The 15,406-nt window shown below is 62.7% G+C and carries 13 protein-coding genes, 1 tRNA gene and 1 pseudogene; 3 read left to right on the top strand and 12 right to left on the bottom strand.

Annotated features, from left to right (window positions below):
* Window positions 1-56: 56 nt before the first annotated feature.
* Window positions 57-1,127 (bottom strand): tRNA (adenine-N1)-methyltransferase, encoded by a 1,071-nt coding sequence (locus ACTNFJ_RS04895; RefSeq protein ID WP_435907378.1) that lies wholly within the window; start codon window positions 1,125-1,127, stop codon window positions 57-59.
* Window positions 1,124-1,843 carry an HAD family hydrolase gene (locus ACTNFJ_RS04890; RefSeq protein WP_435907379.1) on the bottom strand — a complete coding sequence of 240 codons (720 nt, stop codon included), beginning with the start codon at window positions 1,841-1,843 and terminating at the stop codon, window positions 1,124-1,126. The genes ACTNFJ_RS04895 and ACTNFJ_RS04890 overlap by 4 nt, the downstream gene beginning before the upstream one ends.
* A 40-nt stretch (window positions 1,844-1,883) precedes the next feature.
* Between ACTNFJ_RS04890 and ACTNFJ_RS04885 the strand changes: the two genes are divergently transcribed.
* Complete coding sequence (locus ACTNFJ_RS04885) at window positions 1,884-2,813, top strand: PAC2 family protein (RefSeq protein ID WP_435907380.1); 930 nt, start codon at window positions 1,884-1,886, stop codon at window positions 2,811-2,813.
* On the opposite strand, the gene mshC is transcribed toward ACTNFJ_RS04885, so the two are convergent.
* The 3 genes from mshC to ACTNFJ_RS04870 all read right to left on the bottom strand — a co-directional run bounded on the left by mshC (window position 2,810) and on the right by ACTNFJ_RS04870 (window position 6,398).
* Complete coding sequence (mshC, locus tag ACTNFJ_RS04880; protein ID WP_435907381.1) at window positions 2,810-4,081, bottom strand: cysteine--1-D-myo-inosityl 2-amino-2-deoxy-alpha-D-glucopyranoside ligase; 1,272 nt, start codon at window positions 4,079-4,081, stop codon at window positions 2,810-2,812. The two genes, ACTNFJ_RS04885 and mshC, sit on opposite strands and share 4 nt — an antisense overlap.
* Window positions 4,078-4,965 (bottom strand): undecaprenyl-diphosphate phosphatase, encoded by an 888-nt coding sequence (locus ACTNFJ_RS04875; RefSeq protein WP_435907382.1) that lies wholly within the window; start codon window positions 4,963-4,965, stop codon window positions 4,078-4,080. The genes mshC and ACTNFJ_RS04875 overlap by 4 nt, the downstream gene beginning before the upstream one ends.
* Before the next feature lie 107 nt (window positions 4,966-5,072).
* On the bottom strand, window positions 5,073-6,398 hold the full coding sequence (locus ACTNFJ_RS04870; protein ID WP_435907383.1) for a M20/M25/M40 family metallo-hydrolase: 1,326 nt from the start codon (window positions 6,396-6,398) through the stop codon (window positions 5,073-5,075).
* Between the two features lie 59 nt (window positions 6,399-6,457).
* Between ACTNFJ_RS04870 and ACTNFJ_RS04865 the strand changes: the two genes are divergently transcribed.
* Both ACTNFJ_RS04865 and ACTNFJ_RS04860 read left to right on the top strand, forming a co-directional pair.
* Window positions 6,458-7,099: a LysE family translocator gene (locus tag ACTNFJ_RS04865; RefSeq protein WP_435907384.1), complete on the top strand. Its 642-nt coding sequence runs from the start codon at window positions 6,458-6,460 to the stop codon at window positions 7,097-7,099.
* 58 nt (window positions 7,100-7,157) lie between these two features.
* Window positions 7,158-7,772, top strand: a pseudogene (locus tag ACTNFJ_RS04860) (metal-dependent transcriptional regulator); the annotation flags it as partial.
* A 21-nt stretch (window positions 7,773-7,793) separates the two neighbouring features.
* Here the strand turns inward: ACTNFJ_RS04860 and ACTNFJ_RS04855 are convergent.
* From ACTNFJ_RS04855 to ACTNFJ_RS04825, 7 genes are all read right to left on the bottom strand, one after another.
* Window positions 7,794-8,711 carry a metal ABC transporter permease gene (locus ACTNFJ_RS04855; RefSeq protein ID WP_435907385.1) on the bottom strand — a complete coding sequence of 306 codons (918 nt, stop codon included), beginning with the start codon at window positions 8,709-8,711 and terminating at the stop codon, window positions 7,794-7,796.
* On the bottom strand, window positions 8,708-9,643 hold the full coding sequence (locus ACTNFJ_RS04850; protein WP_435907386.1) for a metal ABC transporter permease: 936 nt from the start codon (window positions 9,641-9,643) through the stop codon (window positions 8,708-8,710). The genes ACTNFJ_RS04855 and ACTNFJ_RS04850 overlap by 4 nt, the downstream gene beginning before the upstream one ends.
* Window positions 9,644-9,652: 9 nt before the next feature.
* Window positions 9,653-10,420, bottom strand: a complete 768-nt coding sequence (locus tag ACTNFJ_RS04845; RefSeq protein ID WP_435907387.1) for a metal ABC transporter ATP-binding protein — start codon at window positions 10,418-10,420, stop codon at window positions 9,653-9,655.
* Window positions 10,417-11,409 carry a metal ABC transporter substrate-binding protein gene (locus tag ACTNFJ_RS04840; protein WP_435907388.1) on the bottom strand — a complete coding sequence of 331 codons (993 nt, stop codon included), beginning with the start codon at window positions 11,407-11,409 and terminating at the stop codon, window positions 10,417-10,419. Before ACTNFJ_RS04840 ends, ACTNFJ_RS04845 begins: the two co-directional genes overlap by 4 nt.
* A gap of 138 nt (window positions 11,410-11,547) precedes the next feature.
* Window positions 11,548-13,170, bottom strand: coding sequence for an MFS transporter (locus ACTNFJ_RS04835; protein ID WP_435907389.1), 1,623 nt, complete (start codon window positions 13,168-13,170; stop codon window positions 11,548-11,550).
* Window positions 13,171-13,300: 130 nt separating this feature from the next.
* Window positions 13,301-13,385: transfer RNA gene (locus ACTNFJ_RS04830), tRNA-Leu, on the bottom strand.
* A 184-nt stretch (window positions 13,386-13,569) separates the two neighbouring features.
* A complete protein-coding gene (locus tag ACTNFJ_RS04825; protein ID WP_435907390.1) occupies window positions 13,570-15,375 on the bottom strand; it encodes a DEAD/DEAH box helicase in 1,806 nt (601 codons plus the stop codon).
* Window positions 15,376-15,406 lie beyond the last annotated feature (31 nt).

Here is a 15,406-nt window from a genome sequence, read left to right as displayed (position 1 = left end):
GGGGCAACCCAGCAATTCTAGTGCAGGCGCTTAGGGGAAAAATGTGTCGACGCAGATCAGCTCTCGGCCTCGTCTGCGCCGCGTTCGCGTGCGAGCTGCTGGGCAACGCGCACCTTCTTGCGCAGTACCTTGTCGCTCTTGCTCCACTGTCCGATCGATTCAGGCGTCCACTCGCCAGCCGTTTCGTCATTGAGATCAGGGGTCCACGCCGCGACATCTTCCGCAGTGAACTCCCCCTTCGATGCGCGTCGCTTGAGTTGCGGAAGTACGGCGCCGGGAGCCAAACGGCGAGCGGTGATGAGGAATCCGGTGTGTGCGACCATCCGGTGATCCGGTCGCACCGCGAGGCCCTCGACGTGCCACCCGCGCACCATGGTCTCGTTTGCTTGCGGGTGGGTAAAGCCCCCGTGGCGCCGCAGCTCTTCCGCTACGCGTGACAACTGGGTCACAGTCGCGACGTAGCAGATAATAACTCCGCCGGGCTTGAGCGCTTCGGCCGCGACTCCGACGCACTCCCACGGTGCCAACATATCGAGCACTACACGGTCGACTGTCGCAGGTGCGCACGCCGCGGGCAAAGCTTCCTGCAGATCGCCGACCGTCACCGACCAGTTCCCGGGCAACGAGCCTGAGAACGCGGCAGCGTTTGCGCGAGCGATTTCCGCGAATTCCTCGCGGCGTTCGAACGAGAGCAGCTCACCATCGCCGCCGATAGCGCGCAACAGGTGCAGCGAAAGCGCCCCCGAACCAACTCCAGCCTCTACCACGCGGGCGCCAGGGAAAATATCGGCGAGCGAGAGGATCTGCGCCGCGTCTTTCGGGTACACAATTGCCGCGCCTCGCGGCATCGACATCACAAAATCACTGAGCAGCGGGCGCAACGCCAGGTACTCCTCGTCACTGCTATTTGCCACTACAGAACCGTCGGGTAGCCCCACCAGATCTGCGTGCGCAATCACCCCTCGGTGACTGTGGAACTCGCCACCCGGCACGAGCGTCACCGTGTTCAACCGACCCTTGGGGCCAGTCAACTGCACACGATCCCCGTAGCCGAGCGGACCACTCGGCGAGGGCGCCAAGGTTGGTTCACTGCCCGCTGGCCCGGTCTCATTCACGCTCTCGCTCACGCTCGGGCTCCCATCACATCGCTTGCTTGTTCCTGAATCTCTGGCTCGCGACCGCGCAGGGCCGCAAACTCACGGCGTAGCACCTGGGCATCGCTTCCCTGCAGCGTCGTCCAGAGCGCATGAGCGTGGGATCCGTCGAGACTCACCAGATTGGGCACCCCAATCGCGACGGCTCCGGACGAGGTGGCAGAGCGCAACCCAGTCGGTGAGTCTTCAAGCGCGAGACACTGCTCGATCGGCACTCCGAGCGCAGCTGCGCCACGGTGGTATGGCTCGGGATGGGGCTTCGCATGATCCACCTCGTCACCCCCCACAATCGCTGCAAAAGTACCCGCCGGCAGCAGACCCGCCACTTGCTCGGCGAGCGAGCGCACCGACATGGTGACGAGCGCGCAGGGAATGCCTGCAGCGGCCAACGAGGCGAGCAGCTCAGTTGCCCCCGGCCGCCAGTCGGGCTCTGTGCGGCGTAGGCCTTCACCCACGTGCGCGACCCATTCGGCGACAATGTCGTCGGCACTCAGGTTCACCCCGAGTTCGCGAAAAAGCTCGGCCGCGTCCCACAGCCCCGAGCCGATGAGGCGATTGCGGATCTCGGTGGTCATGGGAATTCCGTAGCGCTCAAGGATCGCCAGCTCAGCCTCGAGCCAGAGTGGTTCGGAGTCAATGAGGGTGCCGTCCATATCCCACAGGACGGCTGCCAGAGTGTGTTGAGTCATTGCATCGAGTCTACCGATCGCGGCCGACTATCCTGGGTGCGTGCCCCACGCTGCTGAATCCCCCACCCACCCGCGAGTACTCATTGCCGCCTTCGAAGGTTGGAGCGACGCCGGCGCAGCGTCGACGACCGTTCTTCAGCACCTCGGCGAACTGATCAATGCGGAGATGCTGCACGCCATCGGGGCCGATGGCTTTGTCGACTATCAAGTACATCGGCCGAAAGTGAGCTTCACCGACGCCGGCAACCGCGTGATCGAATGGCCAGAAACGCGTCTCTATGGCACTGTGCAGCGGCCTGGCACTCAGCCAGAGCCAGATACCGAGACTGTCCACCGAATCGATGGCACCCGGGTACAAGATCTGTTTCTCCTCGCCGGCGTGGAACCCGCTCGCGATTGGACCGCTTTCGCAGAGGAGATCATCGATGTCGTGGACTCGTGGGCGATCGACACGGTCATTTTGCTCGGATCTTTGTTTTCTGACGCACCACACTCACGCCCGATCGCCGTCACCTTGACCAGCGAAAACGCCGAGCTCAGGGCCACCACGGGTGCTGGTCGGAGCGACTACGAGGGAGCCGTTGGAATTTCTACGCTGCTCGACATCGCGTTGACCGAGGCCGCCGTGCCCGTGCTGTGCCTGTGGGCACAGGTGCCGCACTACGTACACAGCGCGCCCTCGCCGAAGGCCGCACTGGCGATACTTGACAAGCTGGAGGAACTTCTCGATGTCGTGATTCCGCGCGGCGACATGCTCAGCGAGGCTACGGAGTGGGAAGCGAACATCGACCGCATTGCCGCCGCCGACGATGATATGGCGCGCTACATTCGCACTCTCGAGGAGGCTCGTGACGCGACGAACGCGCCTGAAGCCACTGGCGAGGCGATTGCTCACGAGTTCGAGAAGTATCTCAACATTGACCCAGACGATACGCCGCCGAGCACACCCGATTCGTCGCCTCCGGCCTAGCTCTCGGTTTCGGCGCGGAGGTGCACGCCAAGTAGCGCGAGTACCGCATCCGCGATCAAGCCTGGGTCATCCACTCCCTGATCGAGCGCAGCGTCGAGGGTCGCGAGCATCACTGGCGTATCGAGATCGTTCGCAAGTGCTTGACGAAGCTGGAGCAGCGTCGCTAGTGAGCTCACCGGCTCGGCTGTTGCGCGGTCAAGGCCCTCTCGCCAGGCGTGCAGGCGCCGGCTTGCCGTCTCGAGATCAGCATCAAACCACTCCCACTCAGACCGGTAGTGATGAGCGAGCAGGCCAAGTCGAATCGCTGAGGGATCCGCACCGCCCGCAAGCAATTTCGAGACGAGCACGAGATTGCCGCGTGATTTCGACATTTTGTGCCCATGATACGAGATCAAGCCGGCGTGGCAGTAGCCGTGGGCCAGCGGCGTGCCCGAAAGTGCCGTCGCGTGCGCCGCCGTGAATTCGTGGTGCGGGAAGGCCAGGTCGCCGCCGCCGCCCTGCACGGTAAACGCATTGCCGAGCGCGCCCGTCGCAATGACCGCACACTCGATGTGCCAGCCGGGCCTACCTTGGCCAAGCACGGTTGCCCAGCTCGGTTCACCATCGCGTGCGGCGCGCCAGAGCAGCGGGTCGAGCGGATCGCGTTTGCCCGCACGTTGCGGGTCTCCCCCGCGCTCCGAGCTCAGAAGCAGCATCAGTTCCCGATCGATGGGCGCGACATCGCCGAGGCGCCACTGCGTTTCGCTTTCGGCGGAGAGCGTATCAAAATACAGGTCGTCGCCCGCGCCTGTGGCTGCTCCCTCGGTCGGCACCGCGTAGGCAAGGCCACTCTCGAGGAGGCGGTGGACGGCTGCAGCGATCTCGTCGATTTGCTCAGTCACTGCCACGTAGTGATCGGGCGGCAGCATGCCAAGGCGAAACATGTCGCTGCGATACAAGCCAATCTGCTCTTCGGCCAGCGCACGCCAGTCGACCCCGGTAGCGTTCGCTCGCTCCAATAGGGGGTCGTCGATGTCGGTGATGTTCTGCGCGTATTCGGTCTCAATCCCGGCGTCGCGCCAGGCGCGCTGCATCGTGTCGAAGGCGAGGTACGTCGCTGCGTGGCCGAGGTGAGTGGCATCGTAGGGAGTGATTCCACAGACATAGAGGGTCGCACGCTGATCCTCGATCGCCGGGTGTTCGAGGCGTCCGGAGGCCGAGTTGAACAGTCGAGGAGCGAAGCCCTGGCCCGGAAGTGACGGGAGGTGCGGCGGTGTCCAGGTTCTCACAGTGTGATCCCATTCAGTTGTGTTGACGCGGCATCGAATGCCTGAGCGGTGGATCCCCCACCCTCTGCGGAGAGTACCCCGGTGCTGAGGAGCACGATAATGGCGACTCCGAGCAAGACTCGGTACACCACGAAGGGCATGAAGCTTCCGTGTGAGATGTATCGCATGAAGACGCCGATGACGACGAGTGCGACGAGGAAGGCAATCACCGTCGCCACGAGAGTGGGCCCCGCGGCTGTGCTGCCAGGGTCACCGATCGATTTGACGAGCTTGTAACCGCCAGAGCCGAAGACGGCCGGAATCGCCAGGAGGAAGGAGTATCGGGCTGCGGACTCGCGTGTGTAGCCCATCAGGAGGCCAGCGGTGATCGTGCCGCCAGAACGCGACACGCCGGGAATCAGCGCGAGCGCCTGCGCGAAACCGAAGATGAGACCGTGTTTCCAGCCAAGCTGGGTGAGATCGCGTTCTTGCTTGGCGTACCGGTCGGCGAACCCAAGCAACAGGCCGAAGACGATGAGGGCGATGGCGACAAACCAGAGGGAACGCAGCGTGGTGTCAATGAGGTCTTCGAACAAGAGCCCCAGGACGACGATGGGAATGGTACCCAGAATGATCCACCAGCCCATGAGGGCATCAGGATCCCGGCGCGGCACGGCGCCCGTCAGTGACCGGAACCAGCGACCGATCATGCGCACAATATCGCGCCAGAAGAACACGACCACTGCCGCCTCGGTGCCGAGCTGGGTGATTGCGGTAAATGCAGCCCCCGCGTCACCAATTCCCATGAGCTCGCTAGCGATGCGCAGGTGAGCGCTCGACGAGATCGGCAAGAACTCGGTCAACCCTTGGATGATACCCAGCAGGATGGCCTCGAAGATCCCCATGCTTCCCTTCCGTGGGCCCGAACGTCGCGCGGGCCAGCGTCAAGACTAACGCCTCCGCCAGCTCGACATGGTGAGAGCGGCGCGGTGCCAGATGCTTCTCCGTCGATTCAGTAGCTGCGCAACAAATCCACCAGCACCGCGTGACCGAAGTCGAGCGCGTCCAGCGGCACACGCTCGTCTACCCCGTGGAACATTCCCGGAAAATCGAGGTCTGCGGGCAGACGAAGCGGGGCGAAACCGTATCCGGTGATGCCGAGCAGGCTCAGTGCCTTGTTGTCGGTGCCGCCCGACAGCAGGTAGGGCAGCACGCGCGCCTCGGGGTCGTGGCGGCCGAGACTCGCGATCATTGCATCGATCAGTTCGCCTGCGAACGGCACCTCGAGCCCAATGTCGCTGTGCACCATCTCAATCTCAATGTCGGGCCCGACAATGGCCTGCACTTCCGCGAGGATCCCTGCCTGGTTGTTGGGGAGAGTGCGCACGTCGACAAGCGCCTCCGCAGTGTCAGGAATGACGTTGTGCTTGTACCCCGCACGAAGCACCGTCGGATTCGTGGTGGTGCGCAGGCTTGCCTGGATGAACCCCGCGCCCTTTCCCGCTCGGAGAATCAGTTGCTCGGCGTCCACCTCATGCGGATCCTCGCCGTAGATCTTTGCGATCTGGTCAACCAGCTCACGCGTCGTGTCACACAGGGCCACTGGCCACTCATGACGCCCCAGTGCCGCGATCGCCTCGGCGAGGCGGGTCACCGCGTTGTCATGCCACACCCGCGAGCCGTGCGCCGCAGTACCACGGGCGCGCAGCTTGATCCAGTCGAGCGATTTCTCGCCCGTCTGGATCAGATACGCGCGAGTTCCTGCGAGGTCAATTGAATAGCCACCAACCTCACTGATAGCGGTGCCGGCTCCGGCGAAGAGTTCCGGGTGATGTGCCACCAGGTAGTGCGCACCGAATGCGCCACCGTCTTCTTCATCGGCGAAGAACGCGAGGATCGTGTCGCGGCGTGGCCGCTCCCCTGACCGCAGCAGCTCAGCGACGGAGGTCAGGATCATCGCATCCATGTCTTTCATGTCGACCGCGCCGCGACCCCAGAGCATTCCATCCTTCACGACCCCGGCGAAGGGGTCGACTGACCAGTTCGCCGGATCTGCGGGCACGACGTCGAGGTGCCCGTGCAGCACCAACGCCGGCAAAGACGGGTCGCTGCCGGTCACCCGTGCAACAACGCTCGCCCGGCCGGGAGCCGATTCGATCGTTACCGGTTCAAGCCCGAGATCGCTCAAGTACGCGGAAACATAGGCCGCGGCCTCCGCTTCGGGATTCGCATCGCCCCCGCCCCGGTTGGAGGTGTCGAAGCGGATGAGGTCTCGCGCGACTCGCGCGGTCTCTGACAGCTCGTAGCCGTGATCGTGAGGGTTCTGCTCGTCACTCATGCTACCAGGGTATCCACTGACTATGACATGCGGGGTTCGCGGACGCATAGAATATGCCAATGCCGACCATGCAGGCCGTTCTCGCTTTCGCGCTCGCCTCGCTGATCCTCGTCGTGATCCCCGGGCCCAGCGTGCTCTTCGCGGTCGCACGCACCCTGAGCGTAGGCCGTGCGGGAGGTCTCATTACCGTTGCGGGCAACACATTTGGCCAGTTCCCGCTGATCTTCGCGGTCGCCTTCGGAGTGGGCGCGATCGTTGCCCAGTCGGTGGCGCTGTTCACCGCGATCAAACTCGCCGGTGCCGCCTACCTCATCTACCTCGGCGTGCAGGCGATCCGCCATCGACACGGCGGTGCAGAAGCGACACGCGGTGAGGTGCGCAGCGCAGCACCCAAACGCACTCTCTTCTGGCAAGGCTTTGTGGTCGGGGTGAGTAACCCGAAGAGCATTGTGTTCTTCATCGCGGCACTCCCCCAGTTCGTGGACTTTCACGCCGGTTCCGTGCCGTTACAGATGCTGGTGCTCGGTTGTGTCTTCGTCGTGATCGCGCTCGCCTCGGACGGCGTGTGGGTGCTTATCGCCGGCACCGCGCGCGACTGGTTCGCGGATTCTCCGAAGCGGCTCAGCACTATGCGAGGCATTGGTGGAGGGATGCTGATCGGTCTCGGCGGTGTGCTCGCGCTGAGCGGAAGCAAAGCCTAACCACTCGCCCACTTTCAACTTCGTCGCCCCGAAATTTCGGGTTTGGTAGGGTTTTTACATGGCGCTCTCCGAGCTCACCCCGAGCAGTCAGAACTACCTGAAGGCCGTGTGGGGCCTGCAGGAGTGGACTGACGCCCCGGTCACCCCCAGCCTGGTTGCCGAGGCAACCGGTATGAAGCTGTCGACCGTGTCTGACGCCGTGCGCAGGCTCGCAGACAAGGGCTTGGTGGATCATGCCCCCTACGGCGCGATCACGCTCACCGAAGGCGGCCGCGCGTTCGCGATCGAGATGGTGCGTCGGCACCGGCTCATCGAAACATTCCTCGTCGAGATGCTCGGCTACAGTTGGGACCTGGTGCACGACGAGGCCGAGGCTCTCGAACACTCGGTCTCAGATTTCATGATTGACCGACTCGACGCGCTTCTCGGGTATCCGGCGCGGGACCCGCACGGCGATCCGATTCCCAGTGCCTCTGGTGAAGTCACCTACCCCGATGCGAAGCCCCTCAGCCGCGCCGAGCCGGGAAGCATGCTGCGGATCGAACGCATTTCTGACGATGACCCGGCGTTGCTTCAGTACTTCTCTGAGCACGGTCTTGCCGTGGGTACGACATTCGAGGCTCGCATGGGGTCGCCCTTTTCTGACGCCCTCGAGATTGTCGTGGACGATCAGGGCCAGGGCGGTGCGTCCTTCTCACTTGGCCGCAGCGCGACCGACGCGGTGTGGGTGTCGCTGGTGGATCGCGCGAGCGACCTCCGACCTCGCGGCCTTCCGCCGCCGAGCCCCACTGATCCACAGGGTCACCAGGAACATCACGCCGTACCAAACCGCCATGCTCGCACTGGTGGGAGCATCAAGCCAGTAGGCGATCCAGAATCCGGCTATCGCGCCGAAGGCGGCAAACCCTAAGGTGAGTGCAATCATCTCGGGAAGCCGGCGTGTCACCAGCAGCGCCGTCGCTGGCGGCGCAATCACCAGGGCGACCACCAGGATTGCTCCCGCAGCATTGAACGCGGCGGTAACGGTCACCGCGACCAACAGCATGAGTCCGACGTTCAGTATCCCCGTTCGAATCCCGAGGGATCGCGCAAACTCCGGGTCGAAGGTAGCGATAGTGAGCCTGGGATACAGCGCAGCGGTGAAGGCGATGTTGAAGACGAGTACTCCCAGCATCAGGATCAGATAGGACGGCCCCACCGGGATCCCATTCACCGTGAACTGCTCAAACGACGCTAGGTTCAAGTCGCCCACGAGGACCGTGTGGGTGTCAAGATGCACACTTGAGAAATTCATGGTGATCAGGATGACACCAATGCTGAACAGCGCCGGAAACACCAGGCCCTGTGGAGCGTCTCCCGTGATGAGACCGGTACTCGTCAGCCACTCGCTGCCGAGCACGACGAGCAGACCGGTGAGCGCCGCCCCTGCGACGAGGAGGGGCGAGTCAAGGTCACGTGAGAGGAGGTACCCCACGACGATGCCCGGAAACACGGCATGACTGATGGCGTCGACGAGCATTGAGTTTCGCCGCAACACGATGAAAACTCCCGGCACAGCGCAGGCCAACGCAGTAACCACGGCGAGCAGTGAAGCACCGAGTACGAAACTCATCGCGCACCCCCGGCTTGCATCAATGACTCCCGCAGAGCGAAGCGAGCCCTGCGCCTCGCACGTGCGCGGGTGAACACGCTGCGCTTCGGAGCAAAGAGCAGTGAGAATAGAAGAATTGCGAACAGGCTGAGCACAATGACCGGCCCCGTGGGCACCCCGCCCCATGACACCGACAGGTAGGCTCCGACACCGCTACCCACCGCGCCAAACGCTGCGGACAACGCCACCAACCCCCGCAGGGAGCTCACCCACTGCCTCGCCGCAGCCGGGGGCGTGATGACAAAGGCGACCATGAGTACGAGGCCAACTGCCTTCACCCCAATCACGGTCGCAATGACAATCGTGACAAAAAGTAACGTATCGATAGTGCGCGCACGAAACCCGAGCACGACTGCAAGGTCGGCATCAAACGTGCGCACGGCGAATTCTTTCCAGAACACCGCAGTGATCACGAGCGCAACCCCGCCCACCGAGACGCTCGTGACGAGATCTGCTTGGGTGATGACGGAAGCATTGCCAAACAGGTAATCCTGAATGCCTCCCTTGCCGGGAAACGGACCGTTCGTGATGACGTTAAGCAGCAACATTCCGGCGCCAAAGAAGAACGTCAGCACCACTGCCATGGCTGTGTCGATCGCGATCTTCGAAACCCGGACGATCGCGTTCGCCGCGAGCGCTGCCACCGTGCCGACAACTACCGCCCCCACAATGAGCCCGAGCATGTTCCGGCCGTCGGTTCCGAACACGAGTACGGCGCTGAGAAAGGCGAGCATCGCGCCGGGTAATGCCGCGTGCGAGATCACGTCGCTCATCATCGCCTGCTTCCGAAGGTAGACGAACGGCCCGAGAGCACCAGCAACGAGTCCGATCACGGCCGTGCCGAAGAACACCATGCGAAAGGTGTGTGTGTCAAAGAACTCAATGGGATTCATAGTGCCGGGTTACCGTGGCAAATCGAGGAACGCGTCGCCGCCACTCGCCTCGTAGGTCGTGCGCAGGTGTTCCGTTGTGAAGACATCTGCGACGGGGCCCGACGCAATAACCCGGCGATTCAGGAGGGTCACGTAGTCGCATGAGGCTCGCACTGTTGCCAGGTCGTGATGCACCATCACCACGGTGCTGCCCTGCGCTCGCAGCTCATGCAGTACCGAAAGAATCGCTTGCTGGCTCTTCGCGTCCACGCCTTGAAACGGTTCGTCCATGATGTAGAGATCAGGGGCCTGCACCAGCGCACGGGCGAGAAACACTCGCTGACGTTGACCGCCAGAGAGTTCACCGATCTGACGAGTCGCGAGATGCGCGATGCCAGTCCGTTCGAGCGCATCGCGGGTGCGTGCTCGTTCAGAACGACCGGGGCGGCGGATCCACCCGAGATTTCCATAGGTGCCCATCAGTACTGCGTCGAACACGGTCGTCGGAAAGTCCCAATCGACACTCGATGATTGCGGCATGTACCCCACTTTGCCGCGCGCCTTCTCAAATGCGCGGCCGAAGAATTCTGCGCGACCGGTCAGTTCTGGCACGAGACCGAGCATGGCTTTGAGAAGTGTCGATTTGCCCGCGCCGTTGGGTCCCACGATGCCCATCACCACGCCGCGGGGCACCACAATAGAAACATTCTCAAGCACGGTATTTTCTCGGTAGGCAACGCTGAGGTCGATAACCCGGCACGCCGGATCCGGCCGGAGCTTCGCTTCAACCTGGTTCATCGCGCCTCCTCGTTTAGTGTTTCTGCGATCGTGTTGGCGTTGTGTGCCAGCGAACCCAGATAGGTATCGACTCCCGGCTCTGCGCCCAGTGAGTCTGCGTAGAGCTCCGCAGCCGATATTCGGACGCTCCAGCCCCGCGCCTCTACCGCTTCGCGCAAACTGGTGATCGCCTGCGGATTCGCCTGGTTATCGTTGAAGATCACGGGCACGCGGTTTGCGACGATCAGTTCAGCGAGTTCGTTGAGCTCCCCTGCACCCAGAGCAGCCTCGGTGGAGATGAAATCGGTTGCGCGAACATCAAGGTCGAAGGTGCGACCGAAGTAGGAGAACGCATCGTGCCCAGTAATGAGCACGCGCGGCTCGGGAATCTCCGCGAGTAGTGTCGAGATGCGATCCGCCTCGCGTTCGATCTCGGCGGCGAAGGCTGTCGCACGTTCTGTGTAGCCCGGTTCGCCTGCCGGGTGGATTTCGCTCATTTTGTTCGCGATTTCGAGCACGATCTGGCTCCAGGCCTCCGGGTCGTTCCACACATGAGGGTCCACGAGCGGAGAGCCGTCAGAGTCGGTCTCAGGAAGCGGGATCAGCAGTTCCTGCGGCAATGTCTCGGCTACGGCGAGTTGCCGATCCCCCAGGCTCGCGAGCTGATCCGCCATCTGCGCCTCGAGTTCGAGCCCGTTCCACAGCACCAGGTCGGCGTCAAGAATTCGCTCGATGTCGCGCGTTGACGGTTGATAGCTATGCGGATCGCCTCCGGGTCCGACCATTGTCGTCACCTCAGCATTCGGGGCGATGTTGGCGACCGCGTCGGCGATGTACCCGGTGGTTGCGTAGACCCGTAGCTGGCTCTCCTGCTTGTTCGCGGTGGTGGATCCGCACCCCGTCAGCATCGCAACTGTGATCCCGATGGTGACAATCGCGGCGAAACGAGAGGGTGCCCCGCCCGCTCTCTCGGGGCGCAGGGCATCTCGATCCGGGTTTCCGGATCGCACTATGCAAAACTTCGAGGCACCGAACATTTGATCTTCATGGTGCCAAACAATTGAGAATTCGGCAAGTCAGTGTGGTGAGAATCGGGGCCGACCGGGCAGACCGTGCCGATCCTCAGGATCTCTCCGACAGTGTCAGACCTAGCTCGGCATGCGCGCCTCGTCACGCCTCGAGTGCAACCTGAATGTCGCCGCAAACCCCACCAGCAGAAACCCTGCCGCCGCGGCTGCGGATAGACGCGTACCGTCAGTAAAGGCGTTTGCCGCGGCATTGCCCACCTCAGAGTCCTGCTGGATGAGTTGCGGAATCACCACCCCGGCGCTCACCACCACCGCGTCCACAACCTCCGAGCGTGCCTCGGCACTCATGGAGGGCACGTCGGCTTGCAACTGAGCATCGAGCACCACTCCGGTTGATGTGAAAAGAATAGTGCCCAGAAGTGCGATACCGAGTGCCGATCCGACCTGGCGAGAGGTACTTTGCGTGCCGGACCCCTGGCCGCTGCGCTCGACAGGCACGTCCTGCAGAATCACTCCGGTGAGCTGCGCCGTCGCAAGGCCCACACCGATGCCGTAGATGAAGAGGAACGGAGTCAGCGACAGCCAACTCGTGTTGGGCGCTAGCACCCAGGCGAGCCCCAGCGCTCCGATGACCTCAGCGCCGAGGCCGATGCGCACCATCGTGATTGGCGTAGCCTTCCGCGAGATATCCACGGACAACCCACTTGCTACGAACGATCCGAGCGCCAGCGCCAAGAGCACAAACCCGGTTTGCAGCGCGCTATACCCCACGACGTTCTGAAGCCACAGCGGGAGCGCCAAAATGATTCCGAATTCGCCGAGGGAGACAATGAGCGCGGCAACATTACCGTTGCGGAAAGACGGTATCGAGAAGAGCCGCATGGAAAGCAGAGTCGGTTTTCCTTGGCGCTCGCGACGAAGAGCGCGCACAATGAACGCTGTCGTTGCGACAAGAAAAAGGGCGAGCGAAAACGGCACCGGTGAGAGTGGCAGGTTCCAGGTCCACCCACCCAAACCCAAGGGCTCGCTGGCCTCGTTCAACCACCAACCCAGGGTGCGCCCCTCGATGAGCCCGAAGACCAGGCTGGAGCTAGCGATGACAGAAAGCACGGCGCCGCCCACGTCAATTCGCTGCAGTATGGCTGGGCGCGGCGCATCGACCACCGTCAGCATGATGCCGAAAATAATCAGTATCCCGAGCGGAATGTTGATCCCAAAGGCCCAGCGCCAGCTGAACGCAGTGGTGAGCCAGCCGCCAAGCAACGGCCCAACCGCGACCATCCCTCCGATCGGCGAGCCCCACACCGCAAATGCAAGTCCCCGAGCTCGCCCGGTAAAACCCGTGTTGATGAGCGACAGGGTCGTCGGCAGTACCGTCGCCCCGCCCACCCCCTGAACAACGCGGGATGCGATGAGCAGATCACCCGTGGGGGCCAGAGCGGCGAGCACCGAGGAGCCGGCAAATATGGCGACGCCCAGTATCAGAAGCCGCTTCTGCCCATACCGGTCCGCTAGTGCTCCGAACACCAGGAGCAAGGCAGCAAACACCAGCGTGTAGCTTTCCTGCACCCATTGCACCTGCGTTGAGGTAATTGCGAGATCGCCAATGATTGAGGGAATCGCGACATTGACAATCGTAGAGTCCACGATTATCAGCGCTACAGACAGGCTGATGCTGACGAGCGCTAGCCATTGCCTGCGGGTAAAGGTCGGGATCTTTTGGCCTACGGAGGCGTCAGTCATACGCGAATAGCACACGAGTACGAATTACAAGTTCATGTTGCTTTCTAGCCAAGCTAAAGGCTTTGTTCGCGGAAGTCATCCAAGCTGAAAACAGAAAAGACTGATCTCTCGATCAGCCTTTTCTTGTTCGTGCGCGGAGGGGGACTTGAACCCCCACGCCCTAATACGGGCACTAGCACCTCAAGCTAGCGCGTCTGCCATTCCGCCACCCGCGCGAACATGCTGCCGAACTTCTCCGGCGAACAGAGAATAACCTAGCACGGATCCGTAACCCAGACGAATCGGACGTTCCCTTCCAGCGAGTCTAGAGAGCGCGCATGAAGGAGCTGGTGTCACCACGGGGCTTCTCGCACTCATTGGTCGGACTCAAAGCGGCCGGCCCGGAATCCGATTCAGCCGTTATCCGCTCAGGCGCCGCCGCAGTAGCTCTATTCGCTGCTGCATCTGGGTCACGCTCGCCTGCGCGACTGCCGGCCCTCCGCATACTCGGCGAAGTTCCGAGTGGATTTGACCGTGTGGCTCGCCAGACACTTTCGCGTACATGCCGACCAGGCTGTTGAGGAGTTTGCGCTGTTCTCCGAGGGTGCGATGGAGCGCGCCTGGCGCCTCGGCGCGTTCGGGCGGATGATCGTGGATTCCCTGCTTGGTAGCGCTGCGCTTAGCCTGCCTAGCCTGCCGCTGCTGCAGTAGCGTACGCACCTCCTGTGGTTCGAGGATGCCCGGGAATCCGAGAAAGTCAAGCTCTTCTTCGCTATCGACCTCAGCGTAGCCCCCAAACTCTGCACCGTCGAAGAGCGCGCGATCGAAGTGGGCGTCAGAGCCAAGTGCCTGGTAGACAAACTCGCCGGTGAGTTCCTCCGACGCGCGATCCTCGCTCTCCGCAGCAGACATGAGTGCCGCCTCCGCGTCCCACATCTCCTCCGCGCTCTTCGGGCCTTCGAGCACATGACCGCGCTCTTTTTCAAGCTCGGCCGCGAGTTGCATGAGCGTGGGGACGTTCGGAATAAAGACCGATGCCACTTCACCGCGGCGCCGACTCCGCACAAAACGGCCAATGGCTTGAGCAAAGAACAGCGGCGTCGACGAGCTGGTGGCATAGACCCCGACGGCGAGCCGCGGTACATCCACCCCTTCTGAAACCATTCGCACCGCAACCATCCAGCGATCCTCCCCCGCAGAGAATTGGTCGATTCTCTCGCTCGCCCCCGTGTCATCCGAGAGAATCAGGGCGACCTCCTGGCCGGTGATCTGGTGCAAGATCGACGCATAGGCACGGGCCGAGGCGTGATCAGTAGCGATAACAAGCCCACCGGCATCTGGAATGTGCTGGCGAACTTCGGTGAGGCGTCGATCGGCAGCCCGCAAGACCTTCGCGATCCACTCGCCAGCTGGATCAAGCGCCGTGCGCCACGCTTGCGACGTGATGTCTTTGGTGTTGCCCTCGCCGAGCCTCGCCTGCATTTCCTCGCCGGCAGAGGTCTGCCAACGCATCTCCCCGGCGTAGACCATAAAGATCACCGGTCGCACGACACCATCGGCGAGGGCCCGCCCGTAGCCGTAGTCGTAGTCGGTGCGCGACACCCGGGATCCGTCACCCTGCGGTGTATATTCCACAAACGGAATGGTCGCGTCGTCGGAGCGGAACGGGGTGCCCGTGAGCGACAGCCGCCGACGTGCCGTGCCGTAGGCATCGCGAATAGCCTCACCCCAGCTCAGCGCGTCGCCACCGTGATGCACTTCGTCGAGAATGACGAGCGTGTCCTCGCGCTCGGCGAGCAAGCGGTGTTGCACTGGCCTCATGGCAACCTGCGCATACGTTACGGCGACTCCGTGATAATGGCCGCCGTACCCGAGACCGTCACCGTTGGCATAGTTCGGGTTCAGTCGAATTCCGGCACGTGCGGCCGCGTCAGCCCACTGGGTTTTGAGGTGTTCGGTGGGCGCCACCACGATGACTTGGGTGATGGTGCGATTCGCACGCAGGATCGCCGCCAGTCGCAGCGCAAACGTCGTCTTACCGGCCCCCGGTGTCGCCGAGGCTAAGAAGTCGCGTGGCTCAGTCTCGAGGTAGCGATTAATCGCCTCTTCCTGCCAGGCACGCAGGGTGCTCGCGGTGCCTCGAGCCGCTCGCTCGGGGTAGACAGGAGGCAGATGCTCGGCTGCACTGGTGCCCGGGAGGTGCAAAGCATCGCTCGAATCGGTCACAACGCCCTAGAATAGCGGTGCCACATCTGCA

This window comes from Leucobacter shiyiweii (assembly GCF_052446065.1).
Classification (GTDB): Bacteria; Actinomycetota; Actinomycetes; order Actinomycetales; family Microbacteriaceae; genus Leucobacter.
Note: the sequence above shows the minus strand (reverse complement) of the source record. Positions and strands in the feature narration are given on the sequence as shown.

Coding starts and splice junctions, on each gene's coding strand:
- ACTNFJ_RS04865 (WP_435907384.1), top strand. CDS start 6,458: ATGCCGACCATGCAGGCCGTTCTCGCTTTCGCGCTCGCCTCGCTGATC.
- ACTNFJ_RS04870 (WP_435907383.1), bottom strand. CDS start 6,398: ATGAGTGACGAGCAGAACCCTCACGATCACGGCTACGAGCTGTCAGAG.
- ACTNFJ_RS04890 (WP_435907379.1), bottom strand. CDS start 1,843: ATGACTCAACACACTCTGGCAGCCGTCCTGTGGGATATGGACGGCACC.
- ACTNFJ_RS04845 (WP_435907387.1), bottom strand. CDS start 10,420: ATGAACCAGGTTGAAGCGAAGCTCCGGCCGGATCCGGCGTGCCGGGTT.
- ACTNFJ_RS04875 (WP_435907382.1), bottom strand. CDS start 4,965: ATGGGGATCTTCGAGGCCATCCTGCTGGGTATCATCCAAGGGTTGACC.
- ACTNFJ_RS04850 (WP_435907386.1), bottom strand. CDS start 9,643: ATGAATCCCATTGAGTTCTTTGACACACACACCTTTCGCATGGTGTTC.
- ACTNFJ_RS04835 (WP_435907389.1), bottom strand. CDS start 13,170: ATGACTGACGCCTCCGTAGGCCAAAAGATCCCGACCTTTACCCGCAGG.
- ACTNFJ_RS04855 (WP_435907385.1), bottom strand. CDS start 8,711: ATGAGTTTCGTACTCGGTGCTTCACTGCTCGCCGTGGTTACTGCGTTG.